Genomic DNA, 20,096 nt, shown 5'->3' with positions numbered 1-20,096 from the left:
CTTACCGGATCCGCTTGGCGGCCGGTTCGGGGACCAGTTCGCCATCGAGGCGACGGTCGAGATAGTCTTCGCATTCGCCCATCAGCGTTTCCACCTGGCCGTTGAAGAAGTGGTTGGCGCCCGGCACCGTCTTGTGGGTGATCAGGATACCCTTCTGGGTCTTCAGCTTGTCGACGAGGCCAAGCACATCCTTTTCAGGGGCCACCTTGTCGCTGTCGCCGTTGATGATCAGGCCTGATGACGGGCAGGGGGCGAGGAACGAGAAGTCGTAGATGTTCGGCTGCGGCGCGATCGACATGAAGCCTTCGATCTCGGGACGACGCATCAGGAGCTGCATGCCGATCCATGACCCGAAGGAATAACCGGCAACCCAGCAGCTCTTCGAATCCGGATGCAGGCTCTGAACCCAGTCGAGGGCCGATGCGGCATCCGAAAGCTCGCCCGCACCATGGTCGAACTCGCCCTGGCTGCGGCCGATGCCGCGGAAGTTGAAGCGGAGCGTGGTGAAACCGCGCTTCTGGAACATGTAGAACAGCTGGTAGACGATCTGGTTGTTCATCGTCCCGCCGAATTGCGGATGCGGATGAAGGATGATCGCGATCGGTGCGCTCTTTTCCTTGGAGGGTTGATAACGGCCTTCGAGACGACCCGCGGGGCCGTTGAAAATCACTTCGGGCATTAGGTTCCGGTCCCTGACATTTTTGCGGTTCGTCAACACCAAATTAGAAAGCTGACTTGACGGCGTCAGTCAGCTTTTCTAGAACGAAGTTTAGAACCGTTCGAAACTGGATGGCGTCGCATCCGGGGTGAAGGTGTCATAAGGCAAGCCCGGCGGATATTTCAAGGAAAATGCGCCGACATGAGTATGGGAGTCTGAAGCAAGGATGGCCGCTGCGCGCATCTATCTCGACTGGAACGCCACCGCACCCCTGATGGGCGCGGCGCGCGAGGCCATGCTCGATGCGCTTTCAATGCCCGGCAATCCGTCTTCCGTTCATGCCGAGGGGCGCGCAGCCCGGGCCGTCATCGAGAAGGCACGCCGCGAGGTGGCGCACCTCGTCGGTGCCGAGCCGGCGCATGTGACCTTCACCGCGAGTGCGACCGAAGCCGCCAATCAGGTGTTGTCGCCCATCTATCGCATGGGTAAGTCCAGTGTGGCGCTCGGGCGTCTTTATGTTTCCGCCATTGAGCACCCGGCAGTGAGGGCCGGCGGCCGGTTTTCCGCAGATCAGGTGACGGAAGTTCCGGTGACCCGTTCGGGCATACTGGATGTCGATGCGCTGGCCGCTCAGCTCGCGTCGCATGATCCGGCAGACGGTCTGCCATTGGTCGCCGTCATGCTCGTAAACAACGAAACCGGGATCATCCAGCCAATCCGGGAGATCTCCGCCACCGTAAAGAAGTTTGGCGGATTGCTGGTGGTTGATGCCGTGCAGGCGGCAGGCCGCATTCCGCTGTCGATCGCAGATCTCGGCGCCGACTTCCTGATCCTGTCGGCCCACAAGCTGGGCGGCCCGAAGGGTGTTGGCGCGCTTGTGTCGCGCGGCGAAACGCTGATGCCGGAACCTCTGGTGCGCGGCGGTGGCCAGGAAAAGGGCCACCGCGCCGGCACGGAGAACCTGGCAGCTGTGACCGGCTTTGGTGCGTCGGCCTCCGTGATGACGAAGGATCTGGTCGAGCGAAATGCCGCGATAGCAGCGCTGCGAGACAAGGCCGAAGCCGGTATGCTTGCTGCTGCACCGGATACGGTCATCTACGGGAGAGGCGAGGCGCGGGTCGGCAATACGAGTTTCTTCCATCTGCCGGGGCTGAAGGCAGAAACCGGTCAGATCGCTTTCGATCTCGAAGGTATTGCGCTATCGGCCGGTGCCGCCTGCTCGTCGGGCAAGGTCGGCGCGAGCCATGTGCTGACCGCCATGGGTAAGGATGCCTCGACCGGGGCGCTGCGCCTGTCGATCGGCGCTGATACGACGGAAAGCGACATCGATCGCTTTCTGGGCGCCTTTGTGAAGATTGCTGCCCGCCGCAAACCGGCGGGGCAGGCCGCCTAAGGCGGCGAAAAACCGGGCCAAACGTCGTTTTTCCCTTGCCAAGAGGGGTGAAATGGTGGCTCGGGAACCTTAAGTATGGCGGGTCACCGCCCAACGTTAACAAGCTGCCGGAATTTGGCCCGGCAAGATTGGAGAACGACCATGGCTGCTGTGCAGGAAACGATCGATCAGGTCCGCCAGATCGATGTGGATCAGTACAAGTATGGTTTTGAAACCACCATCGAAGTCGACAAGGCCCCGAAGGGCCTGTCGGAAGACATCGTCCGCTTCATTTCGGCAAAGAAGAACGAGCCGGAATGGATGCTTGAATGGCGCCTCGACGCCTACAGGCGCTGGCTGACGATGGTCGAGCCCACCTGGGCCCGCGTCGATTATCCGAAGATCGACTTCAACGACATCTATTACTACGCCGCGCCGAAGAGCACAGCCGGCCCGACCACGATCGACGACGTCGATCCGGAGCTTCTGAAGGTCTATGAGAAGCTCGGGATTCCCCTGCGCGAGCAGGAAATGCTGGCAGGCGTCCAGACCTCGAAGATCGCCGTCGATGCCGTTTTCGATTCGGTCTCGGTCGTCACGACCTTCAAGGCCGAATTGATGAAGGCCGGCGTGATCTTCATGTCGATCTCGGAAGCCATCCGCGAATATCCGGATCTGGTGAAGAAATATCTCGGCTCGGTCGTTCCGGTCACGGACAACTATTATGCGACGCTGAACTGCGCCGTCTTCACCGACGGCTCCTTCGTCTACATTCCGAAGGGCGTTCGCTGCCCGATGGAATTGTCGACATACTTCCGTATCAACGAGAAGAACACCGGCCAGTTCGAGCGCACGCTGATCATCGCCGAGGAAGGCTCCTATGTCTCCTATCTCGAAGGCTGCACGGCACCCCAGCGCGACGAAAACCAGCTGCACGCAGCCGTGGTCGAACTCGTTGCCATGGATGATGCCGAGATCAAGTATTCGACCGTCCAGAACTGGTATCCCGGTGACAAGGACGGCAAGGGCGGCATCTACAACTTCGTCACCAAGCGTGGCGATTGCCGTGGCGACCGTTCGAAGATCTCCTGGACCCAGGTCGAAACCGGTTCGGCGATCACCTGGAAATACCCGTCCTGCATTCTGCGCGGCGACGACAGCCAGGGCGAGTTCTACTCGATCGCCGTTTCCAACGGTCACCAGCAGGTCGACAGCGGCACGAAGATGATCCATCTCGGCAAGAACACCAAGAGCCGGATCATCTCCAAGGGCATCTCCGCCGGCGTGTCGCAGAACACCTATCGTGGCCAGGTCTCGATGCATCGCAAGGCGGAAAACGCCCGCAACTTCACCAATTGCGATTCGTTGCTGATTGGCGACACCTGCGGCGCGCATACCGTGCCTTACATCGAGGTGAAGAACTCGACGGCGAAGGTCGAACACGAGGCGACCACCTCGAAGATCTCCGAGGACCAGAAGTTCTACGCCATGCAGCGCGGCATCCCGGAAGAAGAGGCAATCGCTTTGATCGTCAACGGCTTCGTCCGCGACGTCATCCAGCAGCTGCCGATGGAATTTGCGGTTGAAGCGCAGAAGCTGATCAACATCTCGCTGGAGGGTTCGGTCGGCTGATGTCAGCTTGAAACGCCATTGATGGAAACGGAGCCGCCCGAGACGAAGAAGCAGGAGCATAAGTATCTCAAGAAAAGGATGCAGGCCATTGGCAGGCGATCCTCGCAGGTTTTCCTGATTTCTTGGGTCTTCCTAGTTCTCTTCGTCGCCTTGTATTCCAACAACTGGTTGGAAATGATCTGGCGGGGGCTGCTCATCATTCTTACACGCGGTCGAAGTGATCCGGCTGCCTGAAACAGGAACACAGACATGCTTGAAATCCGCAATCTCCATGCCCGCATCGCCGAAGACGGCACCGAAATCATCAAGGGCCTGAACCTGACCGTGAAGGCCGGCGAAGTCGCTGCCATCATGGGCCCGAACGGCTCCGGCAAGTCGACGCTGTCCTACATCCTGTCAGGCCGCGAAGACTATGAAGTCACCGAAGGCGACATCCTCTATAACGGCGAGAGCATTCTGGAACTCGACCCGGCCGAGCGCGCTGCCAAGGGTATTTTCCTCGCCTTCCAGTATCCGGTCGAAATCCCGGGTGTTGCCACCATGCAGTTTCTCAAGGTCGCGATGAATTCGCAGCGCAAGGCGCGTGGCGAAGACGAGCTGACGACGCCGGAATTCATCCGCCGCGTGAAGGAAGCCGCCGGCGAATTGAAGATCAACCCCGACATGCTGAAGCGTCCTCTCAATGTCGGGTTCTCCGGCGGTGAGAAGAAGCGCGCCGAAATCCTGCAGATGGCGCTGCTCGAGCCGAAGCTCTGCATCCTCGACGAAACCGATTCCGGCCTCGACATCGATGCGCTGAAGATCGTCGCTGATGGTGTGAACGCGCTGAAGCGTCCGGACCGCGCAACCGTCGTGATCACCCACTACCAGCGCCTGCTCGACTACATCGTGCCGGATAGCGTGCACGTCCTCTACAAGGGCCAGATCATCAAGTCGGGTGACAAGAGCCTGGCGCTGGAACTCGAAGCCAACGGCTATGCCGACATCACCGGTCAGGCTGCCTAAGGGCTCTCAAGTTTAAAGGAGTTGCAACGATGACATTGCAAGCGGCGAACCGGCTCACCGTAGCCGAGACCCAGATCATCGACGCCTATACCAACCAGATCGGCAGCCTTCCGGGCGATGGCGCCGTGCTTCTGAAGCGCGACGGCCTGTTCGACGCCCTGAAGCGCCAGGGTCTGCCGACGCGCCGCGTCGAGACCTTCCACTACACGGACCTCAAGGCGCTGCTGCGCGCGCTTCCGGCCGAAGAGCCGCAGGCGGTGGCCAAGGCGATCAGTTCGCTGGTTTCGGGCGCAACCGTGCTCAACGTCCTCCAGGGCGTGTCTGAGGTGCCGGCTTCGCTGCCGGAAGGCCTTGCTGTGTCGCTCTATCGCGATGCGCTGACGAACGGTGACGCAGCCGAAGGCCTGAACGCCTTCAGCGCCGACGACACGATCGGCCGCCTGAACGGCGCCTTCGTGCGGGACGGCTTCACGCTCGACGTGGCCGAGGACGCCGAAATCGAAGCACCGATCGAACTGCAGTCTGTGCATGCTGCAGGCCAACTTCATCTGCGGTTCCCGGCCACCTTCGGCAAGGGTTCCAAGGCCACCGTCATCGAGCGCCATGTCGGCCAGAGCGGTTCCGCCGCACTCGCCTCTGTTGTGGCTGACCTGAAGCTCGGCGAGGGTGCCGAGATCACCTGGATCATCCTCCAGGGTGAAGGCGATGCCGATACCCATCTCGGCCAGATCCGTGCAGAGCTCGGCACCGATGCCAAGTTCCGCCTCTTCATCGTCAACGCTGGCGGCAAGCTGGTGCGCCAGGAAATTCATGTGAAGACGGCTGGCGAAGGCTCCGACTTCACGCTGCGCGCCGTCAACCTGCTTGGCGGTGACACCCATACCGACGTCACCATGACGCTCGGCCACGACGTGCCGAACACCACCTCGACGGAAGTGATCCGCAACGTCGTCTTCGATCGCGCCAAGGGTGTCTTCCAGGGCATGATCCGGGTCGCCCCGGACGCCCAGAAGACCGATGCCCGCATGGCTTGCAACACGCTGCTGATGTCCGACGATTGCGAATTCTCGGTCAAGCCCGAGCTCGAAATCTTTGCCGACGACGTGCAGTGCGCCCATGGCGCAACGGTTGCCGACATTCACAAGAGCCATCTCTACTACCTGATGTCGCGTGGCATTCCGGAAAAGAAGGCGCGCGCGCTGCTGATCAACGGCTTCGTCGCCGAAATCGTCGAGGAGCTCGAAAACGAGCCGCTCGTCGAGGCCCTGGAAGAGATCATCACCGACTGGCTGGAGCATCATGGCTGACACGATCGCGGTAAAGACAGGATATGACGTCGAAGCCGTCAGGCGGGATTTCCCGATCCTGTCGCGCGAGGTCTATGGCAAGAAGCTGGTTTATCTTGACAATGCAGCTTCTTCCCAGAAGCCGCGCCAGGTGATTGACGCGATCAGCTACGCCTATTCGAACGAATATGCCAATGTGCATCGTGGCCTTCATTTCCTGTCCAATGCCGCGACGGACGCCTATGAAGCGGCGCGCGAAAAGGTGCGCCGTTTTCTGAATGCCCCCTCGATTGACGAGGTGATCTTCACCAAGTCGTCGACCGAAGCGATCAACACGGTCGCCTATGGCTGGGGCATGAAGCATATCGGCGAGGGCGACGAGATCGTGCTCTCGATCATGGAGCATCACTCCAACATTGTGCCCTGGCATTTCCTGCGCGAGCGCAAGGGTGCCAAGCTCGTCTGGGCGCCTGTTACCGATGACGGCGCCTTCGACATGGAAGCATTCGTGGCTTGCCTGACCGAGCGCACAAAGCTGATCGCCATAACCCATATGTCGAACGCGCTTGGCACGGTCGTGCCGATCAAGGAAGTCTGCCGGATCGCCCATGAGCGCGGAATAGCCGTCATGGTCGATGGCTCTCAAGGGGCTGTCCACATGCCCGTCGATGTTCAGGATCTCGGCTGCGACTGGTATGCCGTCACCGGCCACAAGCTCTACGGCCCCTCAGGCATCGGCGTGCTCTGGGGCAAGATGGATCGCCTGCGCGACATGGACCCCTTCATGGGCGGCGGTGAGATGATCATCGAAGTCGCGGAAGACCGCGTCACCTATAACGAGCCGCCGCATCGTTTCGAGGCCGGCACGCCGCCGATCGTCCAGGCGATCGGCCTAGGTTATGCGCTCGACTATATGGAAAGCTTGGGGCGTCCGGCAATTGCCGCCCATGAGGAAAGCTTGCGCGCCTATGCGCATGAGCGTCTCTCGGCGATCAATTCGCTCAGGATCATCGGCAATGCACCGGGCAAGGGGGCGATCTTCTCCTTTGAACTCGCCGGCATTCATGCCCATGATGTCTCCACCATGATCGACCGTCGCGGCGTTGCCGTTCGCGCCGGAACCCATTGCGCCCAGCCGCTGCTCGCCCGTTTCGGCGTGACTTCCACTTGCCGGGCGTCCTTCGGTCTCTATAACACAAGGGAAGAAGTCGATGCGCTGGCGGACGCGCTGGATTACGCCCGCAGCTTCTTCGCCTGAGGAATGAACACCATGAGTGATACCGAAACCAAGCCCGATGTCCGTGACGGCATCATCCACACCGCGATCCCGTCGGATGAAGTTGCCCGCCTGTCGGACGATATCATCGCCGCGCTGAAGACAGTCTATGATCCGGAAATTCCCTCCGACATCTTCGAACTCGGCCTAATCTACAAGATCGATATCGAAGACGATCGCACGGTCAAGATCGTCATGACGCTGACGGCCCCCGGTTGCCCGGTCGCCGGCGAAATGCCGGGCTGGGTCGAAAATGCCGTAGGTTCGGTCGAAGGCGTGTCGGGTGTCGAAGTGGAAATGAGCTTCGATCCGCCGTGGACGCCGGACCGCATGTCCGAAGAGGCGCAGGTCGCCGTCGGCTGGTACTGAGAGAATTAGGCAATCGTCGAAACGGCCCGCCTCGCGCGGGCCGTTTTGCATTCAGCCGATTGGTACTCAAACAGTACGATAGGCGCGGTCGAAATAGACGAGCGCCTGGCCCTCCTCGCGGGTGGTGACATCGAGGACTTCGCAGAACAGAACGTCATGGGTCTTTCCGTCATGCACTTCGGAGATCCGGCACTCGAACGAGACGAGGGCGTCTGCGAGGCGCGGCGTGCCTGATGCCGTCGTATCCCAGGTGGCGGCGGCGAAGCGCTCATCGACGGGCGTCTTGCCGCCAAAGAGCCGGCTGACGGGTTCATGCTCGGCGGCGAGCACGTTGACTGATACGAGGCCGTTGGCGGTAACGGCCGGATAGGCTGAACTGCCCTTGTTGAGGCAGACGAGCAGCGTCGGCGGATTGTCCGAAACGCTGGTGACGGCGGTTGCCGCAAAGCCGGCGCGTCCGGCAGGGCCATCGGTGGTGACGATGGTCACGGCTGCGGCAAGGCGGGCCATGCCGTTGCGATAGGCCGCACTCACTTCCGGCGAGCTGCCTTCGGCTGCGACAGGGGCGATGGTCTTGGTGGCCAGCATGGATGGTTCCTTCAAGCGTGTTCGAGGGTCGACAGGAAGTCGATCACCGCGCTGTTGAATGTTTGCGGATAGGTGACGTTGACGGCGTGTCCACCGGCGACGGTGAGCACGAGATTTGCGTTCGCCAAGCCGTCTGAGAGGCGCAGCGACCGCGAATAGGGAACGAGCAGGTCGTCCCGAGTGGCAACGACAAGCGTCGGCGTCTGGATCTCGCCGAGGCGGTCGTCGACATCAAAGGCGCGCAGTGCTGCAATCCGGCGCAGAATGTTGTCGTGTCCCTGGAAATGGGCGAGCGCATGGGCCTCTTCAGCCGCCATCTTCTCGGGGTTCTCGGCCATGTAGATCGCCGGATAAAGAAACAGCGGCTGCGCCTTGACGAAGGCCTCCACGCCGGCGTTTTCCAAGAGTGCGATGCGTACGTCGAAGCAGCGCCCGGAATGTGGATCGGCCTTGCTCCAGGCATTGATGAGAATCAGGCTCTCGATGAGCTCGGGCCTGCGCAGTGCCAGATCCAGCCCGATCAGGCCACCCAGCGCATGACCCATGAAATGGAATTTTTCGAGCTTGAGCGTATCGACGATTTCGAGCACGTCGTCGGCCATGGCCGTGATGCCGCCAACCTCGGGCACTGAGCCACCCGTCTTGCCGCAGCCGCGATGGTCATAGGTGATGACGCGGAACCGCTCGGCCAGGACAGGGATCTGCGGTACCCAGTAGCCGCCCGAGCCGCCGAGGCCTGACGAGAGCAGGATGGTCGGCGCATCGGGGGAGGTAAGGCCGTGGATGTTGTAATGCATACGTCTTTGCTCTGGCTTAGCCCTTCACTCTGACCCTCTCCCCGCAGGCGGGGAGAGGGGATGGCCGCCCTTTGTGCAGGGGAAGCCCAGGTGCAGGCGATTGCGTAAAGGTCTCTTCTCCCCTCTTGCGGGGAGAAAGTCCCGGCAGGGGATGAGGGGCTGTGCTTCCCCTCACTTCTTCCCGATGTGTGCGACGGTCGCGATTTCGACCAGAGCGTCGGGTTTCACCAGGCCGCATTGCACGCAGTAGCGCGCCGGCTTGTCGCCCGGGAAATATTCGGCATAGACCTTGTTGACGGCCTGGTAGTTGGCCCAGTCGGTGACGAAGATGTGGTTCATGGTCACGTCGTCCATCGTGCCGCCGGCGGTCTCGATGACGGACTTGATGGTTTCCAGCACATGGCGTGTCTGGGCGGCCGCGTCGCCGACATGCACGACGTCGTTGTTTTTGTCGAAGGGAAGGGTCCCCGAGACATAGAGCACGCCATCGGCAAGGGCGCCGGGCGAATAGGGGGCGATCGGCTTCTGGGTGCCTTCCGGGACGACGATGGTCTTGGGCATTCTCACATTCTCCTGGTTTGATGGGGCCTGGTTCGTATGGGGATGATCACTCGGCTGCATCGGCAGGCGCTGCCTGTCCGATCGCACCGCAGAAGTCGTTGACGGTCGCGACCCAGCCGAAGAACTTTTCGACATTGTAGACGGTCGCCTGCTGGATGAAGTCGGGGCCGAGGTGATGGGTCGCGTCCTCGAGCATCACGCCGAAATATTCGAGGTGGAAGGCATCGCGAAGCGAGCTTTCGACGCAGACATTGGTGGCAATGCCCACAAAGACCAGGTTGCGGATACCGCGGGCCCGCAGAACCGAGTCCATGTTGGTGTTGAAGAAGCCGGAATAGCGGCTCTTCGGCACCAGAATGTCGCCCGGCTTAGGCTGCAATTCGTCGACGATCGCATAATCCCAGGTGCCCTTGGCAAGCAGTTGCCCCTGCAGTTCGGGCCGCTTGCGCATGGTTTTCAGCGCATTCGACTTGTGCCAGTTGGGCGATCCGGGGCCGCCAGCCTCGACATAATCAGGATCCCAGCCGTTCTGGAAATAGACGACCAGCACACCGGCTTCGCGGGCTGCATCAAGCGTTTTCTTGATGTTGGAGATCGTGCCCTTGGCGCCGGAAATGTCGAAGCCGGCGAGATCGACATAGCCGCCTTCGGTCGAATAGGCATTCTGCATGTCGACCACGACGACTGCCGTTTCCGACGGCTTCAGCGTGATCGGTTCGGGGCGGGCCGGAAGCGTGACGCTTTTGGTCAGTTCCGGGCGTGGCTGATAGCCTGCAACAACGGCCTCGCTCATTCGGCGGCCTCCAACATCTGGTTGACATGCGCGCGGCTCTTCATCAGCGGCTGGACGAACTTGCCAAACTTTTCGATGCCTTCGAGGAAGTCGTCGAAGGTCAACATCACGCCACCGGTGCCCGGCACTTCGCTCATCTCGTCGAGCATGGCGGCGACTTCGGCATAGGAGCCGATCAGCGTGCCCATGTTGATGTTAACAGCAGACACCGGGTTCGCCATGTGGCGGACATTGGTGTCGGAACCGGATTTCGTGTCGACGGCACTTTGCAGGCCAAGCCACTTGATCGCTTCCTCGTCGGCGCCTGCCTTGTAGTGTTCCCACTTGGCAAAGGCTTCCTCGGTGGTTTCCTCGGCCAGAACCATGGTCAGCACGAAGGAGCGTACGTCACGGCCGGTCTTTTCGGTGGCGGCCAGCAGCCGTTCGTTGGTCGGCGCGAAAGCCTTGGGCGTGTTGACGCCGACGCCGAAGCAGAACGAATAGTCCGCGAACTGAGCCGAGAAGGCCATGCCAGAGTTGGAGGATCCGGCGCAGATCAGCTTCACATCGCCTTCGGGAATCGGCTTCATGCGGCAATCATCCATCTGGAAGTGTTTGCCCTTGAGGTCAGACTGACCGGTGGTCAGAAGGTCTTTCAGCACGGTCGTGTATTCGGTCAGATATTCGTAGCGGTCGGAGAAGTAGTCGTCGCCTGGCCACAATCCCATCTGGCTGTATTCCGGACGCTGCCAGCCGGTGACCAGGTTGACGCCGAAGCGGCCATTGGAAATCGAATCGATCGTGGTGGCCATGCGTGCGACGATCGCCGGCGGCATGATCAGGGTCGCGGCCGTCCCGAAAAGCTTGATCTTCGAGGTGACGGCGGCGAGGCCTGCCATCAGCGTGAAGCTTTCCAGGTTATAGTCCCAGAATTCTGTCTTGCCGCCGAAACCACGCAGCTTGATCATCGAAAGCGCAAAGTCGAAGCCGTAAGATTCGGCCTTGAGCGTGATCGCCTTGTTGAGTTCGAAGCTTGGCTTGTATTGGGGGGCATTCTCCGACAATAGCCAGCCATTGTTGCCGATCGGGATAAAGACGCCGATTTCCATATCTGTTCTCCGCTTCTGGAGGCGCGCCGGGCGCCTTTTTTGTTTCGCAGAGAACGAAGCAATCGCTATGCCAGTCCGAAAAAAACAATAAGAACAGTTTCTTAGGTGCTGACTGGAGAAATATTTTACCGGATGGTCAAAATTTCCATCGATTTCGGGAGCTTTTGCCCGAGTTTGCATCCGTTCCCGCTGTGCACTGCAATATTTTTGATCGCGGACGAGGGGAGCGTCATGCAAGAGCGCGTTTCAAGCTTCTGATAAAGATCAAGTTTTTCGGGTGATCCAGTCGTGCTCAAGGATTGATCATCATCAGGCGACGGGCATGTTCGCAATGCGCTGCCTGCGGCACACTTGGCAGCCTAAGCTATTGAACCGACGAGGCGCCTCCCTTACATTGCCAGAAGAAACGCCGGACCTTGAACCCGGTTGTTGATGGAGACTGTGCCGATGGGCTTTCAGGTAATGACCATGAGCGATGCGGCTGCCGCACGCGTCAGGGCGATCGTCGAGAATTCCGGTCCCGATGCCAAGGGCATCCGCGTGGGCATCAAGAAGGGTGGCTGCGCCGGGATGGAATACACCATCGATATGGTGACTGAACCAAATCCGAGGGATGACCGCATCGAGAAAGATGGCGCGTCGGTCTGGATCGATCCGGCCGCAGTTCTCTATCTGCTCGGTACGGAAATGGGCTTCGAGACCACAACGCTGCGGTCCGGTTTCACCTTCCACAACCCGAATCAGACATCTGCCTGTGGTTGCGGCGAGTCCGTGGAGTTGAAGGCTGCCGATCTATCGGAACTCGCGAAACAGCGACAGGCAGCTCCTGCCTGATTTGAACGGCGATGCGCCGATCGGGAGAGTTCGGCGGCTCTCATTCGGTAAAAATACTCTTTTTCGCCAAGATTCGAAAAAATATCTTGCGATATATCGATGTAGGCAAATAAACTGCGGTTATGGATATCAGTGACCGTAAAATTATCGATCTCTTGGCCGAGGATGCCCGCCGTTCGCTCGCCAGCATCGGGGATGTGGTAGGGCTTTCGCCCTCCGCCGTCAATGAACGCATCCGTCGCTTGGTCGCGTCGGGAGCCATCAGACGCTTCACCCTGGAGGTGGATCCTGCGGCGCTGGGCCTGCCGATCACCGCCTTCATGCTGGTGACCCTGCCGCAGGACACCGAACAGGCTGCCTTTCGCGATTATGCAGAATCCCACCCGGCCGTGCTCGAATGTCATCATGTGACCGGTAGCTGGTCCTATATGCTGAAGATCCGGACGGCCGACCTCACGGGCATCGAGACATTCCTCGCCGACTTGAAGGGCGAGCGCCTGATTGCGCGCAGCGAGACGATGATCGCGCTGTCGACGGCGAGTGAACGCAGCTATGTGATCGGCACGGAGTGACATGGACGCGCTCCTTTTCGGGAAAGGGCTCGTGCTGGGCGTCGCGATCGCGGCACCACTCGGACCGATAGGGGCGCTCTGCATCAATCGTACGCTGGAGCGTGGCTTCTGGGCCGGCGTTGCCGGAGGGCTGGGCACCGCGATTGCCGATGGCGTCTATGCCGCCATGGCTGCAGCCGGCTTTAACGCGCTCGGATCCTATCTCGACTGGATCGTGTTTCCCTTGCAGGTCGCAGGCGGCTTGTTCCTGCTCTATCTTGGCGTGGCGGCGCTCAAGCCGCGCCCAGAGGTCTCCGCAGCTTCTGTCCAGGCCCACAGCCTGCTGTCGACAATTGCCGCGACCTTCCTGCTCACCATCGCCAATCCCGCGACGATCCTTACCTTCGCAGCGATTTTTGCCGGACTGGGGCTCGCGGCGGGCGAGGGCGGTTGGGAAGGCGTGCTACTGGTGGCAGGTGTCTTCTTCGGCTCGCTTGCCTGGTGGTTCTTCCTGAGCGGTGCCGTGACCGTGGTGCGCACGCGGCTCCCCGAGGGATTTGCAACCCTGGTCAGCCGGGTCTCTGCGTTCATTCTGATCGCCTTCGGTATCATCGCGCTGCTGCATGCCGCATTGAACGCCATCTGAACCCCTTCAACGCGTGTCGGCACATGCCGTCACCCTGCAGGTGAGCACTGTGGGATGCTCCATCGATTCTCTTGGAAATCCAATGTTTATCGGATCGACTGGTCGCCGGCTGTGCTAGAAGTCACAAATGTGATGACTGGCTATCTTGAGGGTGCGGATGTCAGACAGGCAGGCGACAGCCAATGCGATGTTCGATTTTATCACCGAATCGTCGCGAGCCCGCGACAATGAGGAAGTCCTAGCCTGCCTTGGCAAGGTGGCGGGTGCCTTCGGCATGGACTGCTATGCGGTGTCCGGCATCCCGCTCCCCGGCGAGCGGATCGATCCCTATTTCATGCTGAATGCCTGGCCGGAGGGCTGGTTCGAGCGCTATGTCCAGGAAAACTATGTGCATGTCGATCCGGTGATCTACCGGACGAAGATGTCGAACGAGGCATTCGTCTGGTCGGAAGCGCTGGCCGACAAGCCGCTCAGTCGCTCCGCCAAGCGCGTCATGAACGAGGCCACCGAGTTCGGAATGCTGGATGGTTACAGTGTGCCGCTCCATTCTGTCGGCGGCTTTCAGGCGATCGTCACCTTCGGTGCGCGCAAGGTCGAGCTGTCCAGCGAGCAGCGCGGTGCGCTGCACATCGTTTCAATCTACGCGCACAACCGGTTGCGTGCCTTCCTCGTCGACAGCAGCGAGCGCAGCGCGGCAGTTGCGGCCAAGGTCACGCCGCGCGAACGCGAGGTTATTCTCTGGTGCTCGGCCGGCAAGACCAATTGGGAGATTGGCCAAATTCTTGGAATATCGGAGAAAACAGTTCAGCACGAAATCGCGGCGGCGTGCCGTAAGTTGAATTCCGTGAACCGTGCGCAACTGATTGCCGAATCGATTCGGCTTGGAATAATCCGATAAATAGGCAGAACGGCCTATATTGAATTCGGTCCGCTTATCGCAATCTGGCCCCTGGATTTTCTGGGGATCTACATGCTTGCGACAATTCTGGGCAGGAACACGCGTGACCATGCCGACGTCATGGAGCAGGTCTGGGCGTTTCGCCATCGCCAGTTCGTAGACCGATTGGGATGGGAAGCCTGCCGTCGTGGCGACGAACGGGAGATCGACCAGTTCGACGGTGACGAGGCCATCCATCTGCCGCTCATCGTCGGCGGTAATGTGGTGGGATATAGCCGCCTCCTGCCGACACTGAAGCCGCATCTTCTGTCGGATGTCTATCCGCATCTGATGGACGGTGCCGACTGGCCGCGTGGGCCGCGTGTCTATGAATGGACCCGGTGCATTGCCGAAGTGTCCGACAGGTCGATCGCCGGCGTCCCGATTTCCAACATCCTGATGACCGGGGTCATGGAGTATTGCCTCGTTGCGGGCATCGGCACGCTGGTTGTCGAGACACATCCCAAGCTCGTCAACCTGCTTCTGACGACCGGTTGGGATGTGATGCCGCTGGCGGCTCCAAGCATGCTCGACGGATCGCTGATCGTTCCGATCACGGCCAAACCCTCCATGGCAGGGCTGCTGCGGCATCACGAACTCTACGGGATTACCGGCAGCGTCCTCGATCTCGAGCGCGCACCGGGAAATCCCTTCGCCGCGGCGGCCCTTCAACGTCTGGCCTTCGCCGAAGAACTTCACGGACATATAGAATATGCAAGAATTGCAGGAGAATGACATGCCGGATGGCCAACTTCCATCCTCTGAAATCTACGTTCGCTCGATCGTGGAAGAGCAGGTTCGTAGTCTTCGGGAGATCATCAAGGGTGTTTCGCAGAAAGCCCCGCTCAGCGATGACGCGCTCTTCCTCGATCATCTTCTGGAGATGGTGTCGCTTGCTGCTGCCGACGGTCTCGATCGCCGCCGCGCCGGTGGAGGCCGCAAGCGCAGTGCCTCAGAAACCGACAGCGGACTGGCGGACATCCGGCTCGATGTCGCAAAGATGGAGTTCGTCTCGCAACGCCTCGATCGCGCCCAATAAGTAGTCGCGAAGCTTCGCCGGGTCCGTTGACCCGGTGTCGAGCTGTTCGAGCGCCTCGGTGATTTGAAACAGACAGTCCTCGACATAATCATTCGTATGGACGGATGTGAGCGCTTGGTCGAGACGCTGTTTGATCAGGCCGCGGATGCCGGCGGCGTCCCCGACCTGTGCGGAAAGGATCTGTGTCTTCAGGTAGTTGAGTGAGTCGTTATACATGCCATCCTCGATGCAACCTTATGCAACTCCCGACTGTGTCTGGATGTCCGGATCTTTGCAATCGGAGAATTCGCTCCCTCGGCTGCTTTTGCCTGGCGGAGCAGCCATTGGCCTAAAAAAGTCAGTGCTATCCGAGCTTTGCGGAGACAGGGTATGACGGAACGCGCGTTCGCGTCACCGTCTTTTGACGGTGGAAACGCGTGCCATACATGTCAGGGAATCAGTCGCGCTTGATGCTGAGCAGGACGTCCCAGATGTCAGCACCCGTCTCCCAGGCCGCGGCATTCGCCTTGAAGCCGATCTCGGTTTCGACGAGCGAGAGCATTTCCGACGCAAGGTCGACATTGGACGTGTCATCGGCGACCGGTCCATCGGACGGGGCAACCGTGGCGGACACGCCGCCCTGGGCGCGACTGGTAAAGCTGGTTTCGAGACGATCGTAACCAGGTGTCATGGCATTCGCGACGTTGTTGGCGGTCGCAGCAAGGCGCGTTTGCTGCGCCTGCATGCCCGAAAGCGAGATGCCCATGATCGCTGATATGCTCATCGTCTTTCCAACCGTCTCGATGGTCTTCAGCGCAGGATAAGCGGCAGGTGTTAGAACTTTCCGAACGGGCAGGGTTTCCGGCTTATGACTGCGCCGGGAAGAGTTGTGTGAAAACGGGACAGGGACAGTTGATTAGCGTCTTGCACAAAAAGAACCCGGCCTGAGCCAGGTTCCGGTGGTTTGACCAGCGATCGGGTCACTCGATGATCTGGATAATCTGACGGGTTTCGGGATCGACGATCACGCGTCGCTCGTTAACGATCGTATAGGAATAATCCTCATAGCCATCAACGGGATAGAGCTCGACCGGATCCTCGATCACGCGACCGATCAGGACGTCGCCTTCATAAGGCACCGAGCGCACTTCGCGCTGCAAGACATAAGTTTCGACCGGAGCCGGCACGATGATGGTCGACTGCGAGGTGACCGGCGGGGCCTGCTGGATGATGACAGTGTCCTGCGCATGGGCCGACGCCGAGAGCGGCATGAATGCCGCTGCACCAGCGAGGATGGGAGTGTTGCGCATGTCTGTTCTCCTGTGTTGGATAGCGGGGGAAACGGATAGTGGCCAGATCCGTTCCATCACAGGGCGTTTCGGCATGTCACCACAAATGAAGAACGCCGCCTCAAGGGCGGCGTTCTCATGGCGAATTTCAGGCTGTTACTCTGCCGCTTCCGCGTAGGCTTCCATCGGCGGGCAGGTGCACACCAGGTTACGGTCCCCATAGACATTGTCGACGCGGTTGACCGAGGACCAGTACTTGTCCACCCGGAAGGCACCCGGCGGATAGCAGGCCTGTTCGCGGCTATAGGGACGATCCCACTGGCCGACGAGGTCTTCCACCGTATGCGGTGCGTTCTTCAGCGGATTGTTGGCCTTGTCCATCCGGCCTTCCTCGATGTCGCGGGCTTCCTCGCGGATTGCCAGCATGGCTTCGCAGAAACGGTCGATCTCGGCCTTGGTCTCCGATTCAGTCGGCTCGATCATCAGCGTTCCCGCAACCGGCCAGCTCATGGTCGGCGCGTGGAAGCCGCAGTCGATCAGGCGCTTGGCGACGTCGTCGACGGTGACGCCGGCGGACGCCTGCAGCGGACGGGTGTCGATGATGCATTCATGCGCCACGCGACCCGAAGCGGACGTGTAGAGCACGTCATAGGCACCTTTGAGCCTTGCCGCGATGTAGTTGGCGTTGAGGATCGCCACCTTGGTCGCCTGGGTCAGACCTTCGCCACCCATCATCAGGCAGTAGGACCAGCTGATCGGCAGGATCGACGGCGAACCGTAGGGACCGGCCGAGACCGCGCCCGGACGACCGTCGGTCACGACATGGCCGGGCAGGAAGGGCGCAAGATGCGCCTTGACCCCGATCGGACCCATGCCCGGACCACCGCCGCCATGCGGAATGCAGAAGGTCTTGTGCAGGTTGAGGTGGGACACGTCAGAACCGATGTCGCCGGGACGGGATACGCCGACCATGGCATTCATGTTGGCCCCGTCGAGGTAGACCTGCCCCCCGAACTGATGGGTAACCTCGCAGATCTCGCGCACCGTCTCCTCGAACACGCCATGCGTGGAAGGATAGGTGATCATGCAGCAGGAGAGATTGTCTGCATGCTGTTCCGCCTTGGCGCGGAAGTCATCGAGATCGACGTCGCCGTTTTCCTTCGACCTGACCGGCACGACCGTCATACCGACCATCTGGGCGGAAGCCGGGTTGGTGCCATGGGCCGAGGTCGGGATGAGGCAAACCGTGCGATGCGTATCGCCCCGCGACAGGTGATAGGCGCGGATCGTCAAGAGACCCGCATATTCCCCTTGAGCACCCGAATTCGGCTGCATCGAGATCGCGTCATAACCGGTGACCGCGCAGAGCTTTTCCGAGAGATCGTCGATCATCTCCTTGTAACCCAGCGCCTGATCCTCAGGCACAAAGGGATGGATGTCGGAGAATTCCGGCCAGGTGATCGGCAGCATTTCCGCCGTTGCATTCAGCTTCATCGTGCAGGAGCCGAGCGGGATCATGGCGCGATCGAGTGCGAGGTCGCGGTCTGAGAGCCTGCGGATGTAGCGGGTCATCTCGCTTTCCGCACGGTTCATGTGGAAGATCGGATGCGTCAGATACTCGCTGGTGCGCAGCAGATCCGTCGGCAGACGGTAGTCGGCCGAGAAATCCTCGACCTTGAAATTGCCGCCAAAGGCGCGCCAGACGGCTTCGAGCACGGCTGGGCGCGTGCGCTCGTCGAGCGCGATGCCGACCTTGGTCTCACCGACCTTGCGCAGGTTCACACCTTCGGCAACGGCTGCCCGCATGACGAGGCCCTGCATGTGGCCAACCTCGACAGTGATCGTGTCGAAGAAGGCCTCCGGCTCGATCGTGTAGCCGAGCTTTTCCAGACCCTTGGCGAGGATGACCGTCTTCTGGTGCACCTGCTGGGCAATCGCCTTCAATCCTTGGGGACCATGGAAGACCGCATACATCGACGCCATGACGGCGAGCAGGACCTGCGCGGTGCAGATGTTCGACGTGGCCTTTTCGCGGCGGATATGCTGTTCGCGGGTCTGCAGCGACAAGCGATAGGCGCGGTTGCCGCGGGCATCGACGGAAACGCCGACAAGACGACCAGGCATCGAGCGCTTGATCGCATCCTTCACTGCCATATAGGCCGCATGCGGACCGCCGTAACCCATGGGAACGCCGAAGCGCTGGGTCGAACCGATGGCGATATCAGCCCCCATTTCGCCCGGAGACTTCAACAGAAGCAGTGCGAGGATGTCGGCCGCGACGGCAGCCAGAGCGCCGGTCTGGTGCAGACGGGCGATCAGGCCGGAGAAATCGCGCACGTCGCCATGTGTGCCGGGATACTGGAAGATCGCGCCGAAGACTTCCGTTGGATCGAGATCGGTGAAGGGATCGCCGACAGTGACCGTCCAGCCCAGTGGCTCGGCGCGGGTCTGTATGACGGCGATCGTCTGCGGGTGGCAGTCCTTGTCGACGAAGAAGCCGGTCGCCTTGGTCTTGGCGCTGCGCTGGCAGAGCGCCATTGCTTCGGCGGCAGCGGTGGCCTCGTCCAGCAGCGACGCATTGGCGACGTCGAGACCGGTGAGATCCGTCACCATGGTCTGGTAGTTGAGGAGCGCCTCAAGGCGACCCTGGCTGATTTCCGGCTGGTAGGGCGTATAGGCCGTGTACCAGGCCGGGTTTTCCAGAATGTTGCGCTGGATGACCGGCGGCGTGATCGTGCCATAATAGCCCTGGCCGAGAAGCGAGGTCAGGACCTTGTTCTTGTTCGCCGTCTCGCGAAGCTTGTCGAGCGCTTCGCGCTCGGTCATCGCCGCACCCCAGGTGAGCGGCACCTTCTGGCGGATCGAGCCGGGGACGGTCGCGTCGATCATCTCGTCGAGCGAGTGATAGCCGATCACCTTCAGCATCTCGGTCATCTCGGAGGGCGAGGGGCCGATATGGCGCCGATTGGCGAAGTCGTACGGATCGTAATCCGTGAACTGGAATTCTGTCGTCATCAGGCGATCAACTCCTTGTAGGCAGCCTCGTCGAGCAGGGCGTCGGCGTCAGATAGGTTGGCGAGCTTCAGCTTGAAGAACCAGGCGGCACCTTCCGGATCGGAGTTCACCAGCGACGGATCGTCGACGATCGCCTGGTTGATTTCGACCACTTCGCCATCGAGCGGGCAGTAGACGTCGGACGCCGCCTTGACGCTCTCGACGGTCGCGGCGGTCCCGTCTTTCTTGAAGCTCGAGCCTTCGTCCGGCAGTTCGACGAAGACGAGATCGCCGAGCTGGCCGGCGGCGTGCGTGGTGATGCCGACGGTGGCAATACCGTCTTCGATCTTCAGCCATTCGTGTTCAGCGGTGAATTTCAACATGGTTCTCTCCGGAGATTTT

At 60.4% G+C, this 20,096-nt stretch carries 22 protein-coding genes; 12 read left to right on the top strand and 10 right to left on the bottom strand.

Going from position 1 to position 20,096, the window contains the following annotated elements; genetic code table 11:
- Position 1: 1 nt before the first annotated feature.
- Entirely contained in the window at positions 2-679 is a 678-nt protein-coding gene (locus tag BSY240_RS04195; RefSeq protein WP_054150164.1) for an alpha/beta hydrolase, read from the bottom strand.
- A 205-nt stretch (positions 680-884) separates the two neighbouring features.
- Here BSY240_RS04195 and BSY240_RS04190 point away from each other — a divergent pair, with 205 nt between their 5' ends.
- From BSY240_RS04190 to BSY240_RS04160, 6 genes are all read left to right on the top strand, one after another.
- Entirely contained in the window at positions 885-2,051 is a 1,167-nt protein-coding gene (locus BSY240_RS04190) for a cysteine desulfurase family protein (protein ID WP_069041510.1), read from the top strand.
- A 141-nt stretch (positions 2,052-2,192) separates the two neighbouring features.
- Positions 2,193-3,662: a Fe-S cluster assembly protein SufB gene (gene sufB, locus BSY240_RS04185; RefSeq protein WP_069041509.1), complete on the top strand. Its 1,470-nt coding sequence runs from the start codon at positions 2,193-2,195 to the stop codon at positions 3,660-3,662.
- Positions 3,663-3,911: 249 nt separating this feature from the next.
- Positions 3,912-4,667: a Fe-S cluster assembly ATPase SufC gene (sufC, locus tag BSY240_RS04175; RefSeq protein ID WP_054150226.1), complete on the top strand. Its 756-nt coding sequence runs from the start codon at positions 3,912-3,914 to the stop codon at positions 4,665-4,667.
- A gap of 29 nt (positions 4,668-4,696) precedes the next feature.
- Positions 4,697-5,974, top strand: coding sequence for a Fe-S cluster assembly protein SufD (sufD, locus tag BSY240_RS04170; RefSeq protein ID WP_069041507.1), 1,278 nt, complete (start codon positions 4,697-4,699; stop codon positions 5,972-5,974).
- Positions 5,967-7,211, top strand: a complete 1,245-nt coding sequence (locus BSY240_RS04165; RefSeq protein ID WP_054150169.1) for a cysteine desulfurase — start codon at positions 5,967-5,969, stop codon at positions 7,209-7,211. Before sufD ends, BSY240_RS04165 begins: the two co-directional genes overlap by 8 nt.
- Positions 7,212-7,223: 12 nt before the next feature.
- Positions 7,224-7,598: an SUF system Fe-S cluster assembly protein gene (locus tag BSY240_RS04160; protein WP_082347690.1), complete on the top strand. Its 375-nt coding sequence runs from the start codon at positions 7,224-7,226 to the stop codon at positions 7,596-7,598.
- A gap of 66 nt (positions 7,599-7,664) precedes the next feature.
- Here the strand turns inward: BSY240_RS04160 and BSY240_RS04155 are convergent, their stop codons facing one another.
- From BSY240_RS04155 to rutA, 5 genes are all read right to left on the bottom strand, one after another.
- Entirely contained in the window at positions 7,665-8,186 is a 522-nt protein-coding gene (locus BSY240_RS04155; protein WP_069041506.1) for a flavin reductase, read from the bottom strand.
- Between the two features lie 11 nt (positions 8,187-8,197).
- The gene (gene rutD / locus BSY240_RS04150; protein WP_069041505.1) at positions 8,198-8,983 is read right to left on the bottom strand and encodes a pyrimidine utilization protein D; all 786 of its coding nucleotides are present in this window, start codon (positions 8,981-8,983) and stop codon (positions 8,198-8,200) included.
- 171 nt (positions 8,984-9,154) lie between these two features.
- Positions 9,155-9,544: a pyrimidine utilization protein C gene (gene rutC / locus BSY240_RS04145; RefSeq protein ID WP_054150173.1), complete on the bottom strand. Its 390-nt coding sequence runs from the start codon at positions 9,542-9,544 to the stop codon at positions 9,155-9,157.
- 46 nt (positions 9,545-9,590) lie between these two features.
- Positions 9,591-10,337, bottom strand: a complete 747-nt coding sequence (rutB, locus tag BSY240_RS04140) for a pyrimidine utilization protein B (RefSeq protein WP_054150174.1) — start codon at positions 10,335-10,337, stop codon at positions 9,591-9,593.
- Complete coding sequence (rutA, locus tag BSY240_RS04135; protein WP_054150175.1) at positions 10,334-11,425, bottom strand: pyrimidine utilization protein A; 1,092 nt, start codon at positions 11,423-11,425, stop codon at positions 10,334-10,336. Before rutA ends, rutB begins: the two co-directional genes overlap by 4 nt.
- A gap of 447 nt (positions 11,426-11,872) precedes the next feature.
- On the opposite strand from rutA, the gene sufA reads away from it, so the two are divergent.
- From sufA to BSY240_RS04105, 6 genes are all read left to right on the top strand, one after another.
- Positions 11,873-12,259 carry a Fe-S cluster assembly scaffold SufA gene (gene sufA, locus BSY240_RS04130; RefSeq protein WP_069041504.1) on the top strand — a complete coding sequence of 129 codons (387 nt, stop codon included), beginning with the start codon at positions 11,873-11,875 and terminating at the stop codon, positions 12,257-12,259.
- Between the two features lie 122 nt (positions 12,260-12,381).
- Positions 12,382-12,831 carry an Lrp/AsnC family transcriptional regulator gene (locus BSY240_RS04125; protein ID WP_054150177.1) on the top strand — a complete coding sequence of 150 codons (450 nt, stop codon included), beginning with the start codon at positions 12,382-12,384 and terminating at the stop codon, positions 12,829-12,831.
- Between the two features lies 1 nt (position 12,832).
- Positions 12,833-13,456, top strand: coding sequence for a LysE family translocator (locus tag BSY240_RS04120; protein ID WP_054150178.1), 624 nt, complete (start codon positions 12,833-12,835; stop codon positions 13,454-13,456).
- 157 nt (positions 13,457-13,613) lie between these two features.
- Positions 13,614-14,354, top strand: a complete 741-nt coding sequence (locus BSY240_RS04115; protein WP_054150179.1) for a helix-turn-helix transcriptional regulator — start codon at positions 13,614-13,616, stop codon at positions 14,352-14,354.
- A gap of 72 nt (positions 14,355-14,426) precedes the next feature.
- Positions 14,427-15,128: an acyl-homoserine-lactone synthase gene (locus tag BSY240_RS04110; protein ID WP_069041503.1), complete on the top strand. Its 702-nt coding sequence runs from the start codon at positions 14,427-14,429 to the stop codon at positions 15,126-15,128.
- A 1-nt stretch (position 15,129) separates the two neighbouring features.
- Positions 15,130-15,432 (top strand): hypothetical protein, encoded by a 303-nt coding sequence (locus tag BSY240_RS04105; RefSeq protein WP_054150181.1) that lies wholly within the window; start codon positions 15,130-15,132, stop codon positions 15,430-15,432.
- A 436-nt stretch (positions 15,433-15,868) separates the two neighbouring features.
- Here the strand turns inward: BSY240_RS04105 and BSY240_RS04100 are convergent, their stop codons facing one another.
- The 4 genes from BSY240_RS04100 to gcvH form a co-directional block, all read right to left on the bottom strand.
- A complete protein-coding gene (locus BSY240_RS04100; RefSeq protein WP_069041502.1) occupies positions 15,869-16,195 on the bottom strand; it encodes a flagellar basal body protein in 327 nt (108 codons plus the stop codon).
- 196 nt (positions 16,196-16,391) lie between these two features.
- Positions 16,392-16,721 (bottom strand): DUF1236 domain-containing protein, encoded by a 330-nt coding sequence (locus BSY240_RS04095; protein ID WP_069041501.1) that lies wholly within the window; start codon positions 16,719-16,721, stop codon positions 16,392-16,394.
- A 135-nt stretch (positions 16,722-16,856) separates the two neighbouring features.
- Positions 16,857-19,715, bottom strand: a complete 2,859-nt coding sequence (gene gcvP / locus BSY240_RS04090) for an aminomethyl-transferring glycine dehydrogenase (protein ID WP_069041500.1) — start codon at positions 19,713-19,715, stop codon at positions 16,857-16,859.
- Positions 19,715-20,077: a glycine cleavage system protein GcvH gene (gcvH, locus tag BSY240_RS04085; protein ID WP_069041499.1), complete on the bottom strand. Its 363-nt coding sequence runs from the start codon at positions 20,075-20,077 to the stop codon at positions 19,715-19,717. The genes gcvP and gcvH overlap by 1 nt, the downstream gene beginning before the upstream one ends.
- Positions 20,078-20,096 lie beyond the last annotated feature (19 nt).

Origin of the sequence: Agrobacterium sp. RAC06 (genome assembly GCF_001713475.1) — a bacterium.
In the GTDB taxonomy this organism is placed as follows: Bacteria; Pseudomonadota; Alphaproteobacteria; order Rhizobiales; family Rhizobiaceae; genus Allorhizobium.
Note: the sequence above shows the minus strand (reverse complement) of the source record. Positions and strands in the feature narration are given on the sequence as shown.

Coding starts and splice junctions, on each gene's coding strand:
- BSY240_RS04195 (WP_054150164.1), bottom strand. CDS start 679: ATGCCCGAAGTGATTTTCAACGGCCCCGCGGGTCGTCTCGAAGGCCGT.
- BSY240_RS04190 (WP_069041510.1), top strand. CDS start 885: ATGGCCGCTGCGCGCATCTATCTCGACTGGAACGCCACCGCACCCCTG.
- sufB (WP_069041509.1), top strand. CDS start 2,193: ATGGCTGCTGTGCAGGAAACGATCGATCAGGTCCGCCAGATCGATGTG.
- sufC (WP_054150226.1), top strand. CDS start 3,912: ATGCTTGAAATCCGCAATCTCCATGCCCGCATCGCCGAAGACGGCACC.
- sufD (WP_069041507.1), top strand. CDS start 4,697: ATGACATTGCAAGCGGCGAACCGGCTCACCGTAGCCGAGACCCAGATC.
- BSY240_RS04165 (WP_054150169.1), top strand. CDS start 5,967: ATGGCTGACACGATCGCGGTAAAGACAGGATATGACGTCGAAGCCGTC.
- BSY240_RS04160 (WP_082347690.1), top strand. CDS start 7,224: ATGAGTGATACCGAAACCAAGCCCGATGTCCGTGACGGCATCATCCAC.
- BSY240_RS04155 (WP_069041506.1), bottom strand. CDS start 8,186: ATGCTGGCCACCAAGACCATCGCCCCTGTCGCAGCCGAAGGCAGCTCG.
- rutD (WP_069041505.1), bottom strand. CDS start 8,983: ATGCATTACAACATCCACGGCCTTACCTCCCCCGATGCGCCGACCATC.
- rutC (WP_054150173.1), bottom strand. CDS start 9,544: ATGCCCAAGACCATCGTCGTCCCGGAAGGCACCCAGAAGCCGATCGCC.
- rutB (WP_054150174.1), bottom strand. CDS start 10,337: ATGAGCGAGGCCGTTGTTGCAGGCTATCAGCCACGCCCGGAACTGACC.
- rutA (WP_054150175.1), bottom strand. CDS start 11,425: ATGGAAATCGGCGTCTTTATCCCGATCGGCAACAATGGCTGGCTATTG.
- sufA (WP_069041504.1), top strand. CDS start 11,873: ATGGGCTTTCAGGTAATGACCATGAGCGATGCGGCTGCCGCACGCGTC.
- BSY240_RS04125 (WP_054150177.1), top strand. CDS start 12,382: ATGGATATCAGTGACCGTAAAATTATCGATCTCTTGGCCGAGGATGCC.
- BSY240_RS04120 (WP_054150178.1), top strand. CDS start 12,833: ATGGACGCGCTCCTTTTCGGGAAAGGGCTCGTGCTGGGCGTCGCGATC.
- BSY240_RS04115 (WP_054150179.1), top strand. CDS start 13,614: ATGTCAGACAGGCAGGCGACAGCCAATGCGATGTTCGATTTTATCACC.
- BSY240_RS04110 (WP_069041503.1), top strand. CDS start 14,427: ATGCTTGCGACAATTCTGGGCAGGAACACGCGTGACCATGCCGACGTC.
- BSY240_RS04105 (WP_054150181.1), top strand. CDS start 15,130: ATGCCGGATGGCCAACTTCCATCCTCTGAAATCTACGTTCGCTCGATC.
- BSY240_RS04100 (WP_069041502.1), bottom strand. CDS start 16,195: ATGAGCATATCAGCGATCATGGGCATCTCGCTTTCGGGCATGCAGGCG.
- BSY240_RS04095 (WP_069041501.1), bottom strand. CDS start 16,721: ATGCGCAACACTCCCATCCTCGCTGGTGCAGCGGCATTCATGCCGCTC.
- gcvP (WP_069041500.1), bottom strand. CDS start 19,715: ATGACGACAGAATTCCAGTTCACGGATTACGATCCGTACGACTTCGCC.
- gcvH (WP_069041499.1), bottom strand. CDS start 20,077: ATGTTGAAATTCACCGCTGAACACGAATGGCTGAAGATCGAAGACGGT.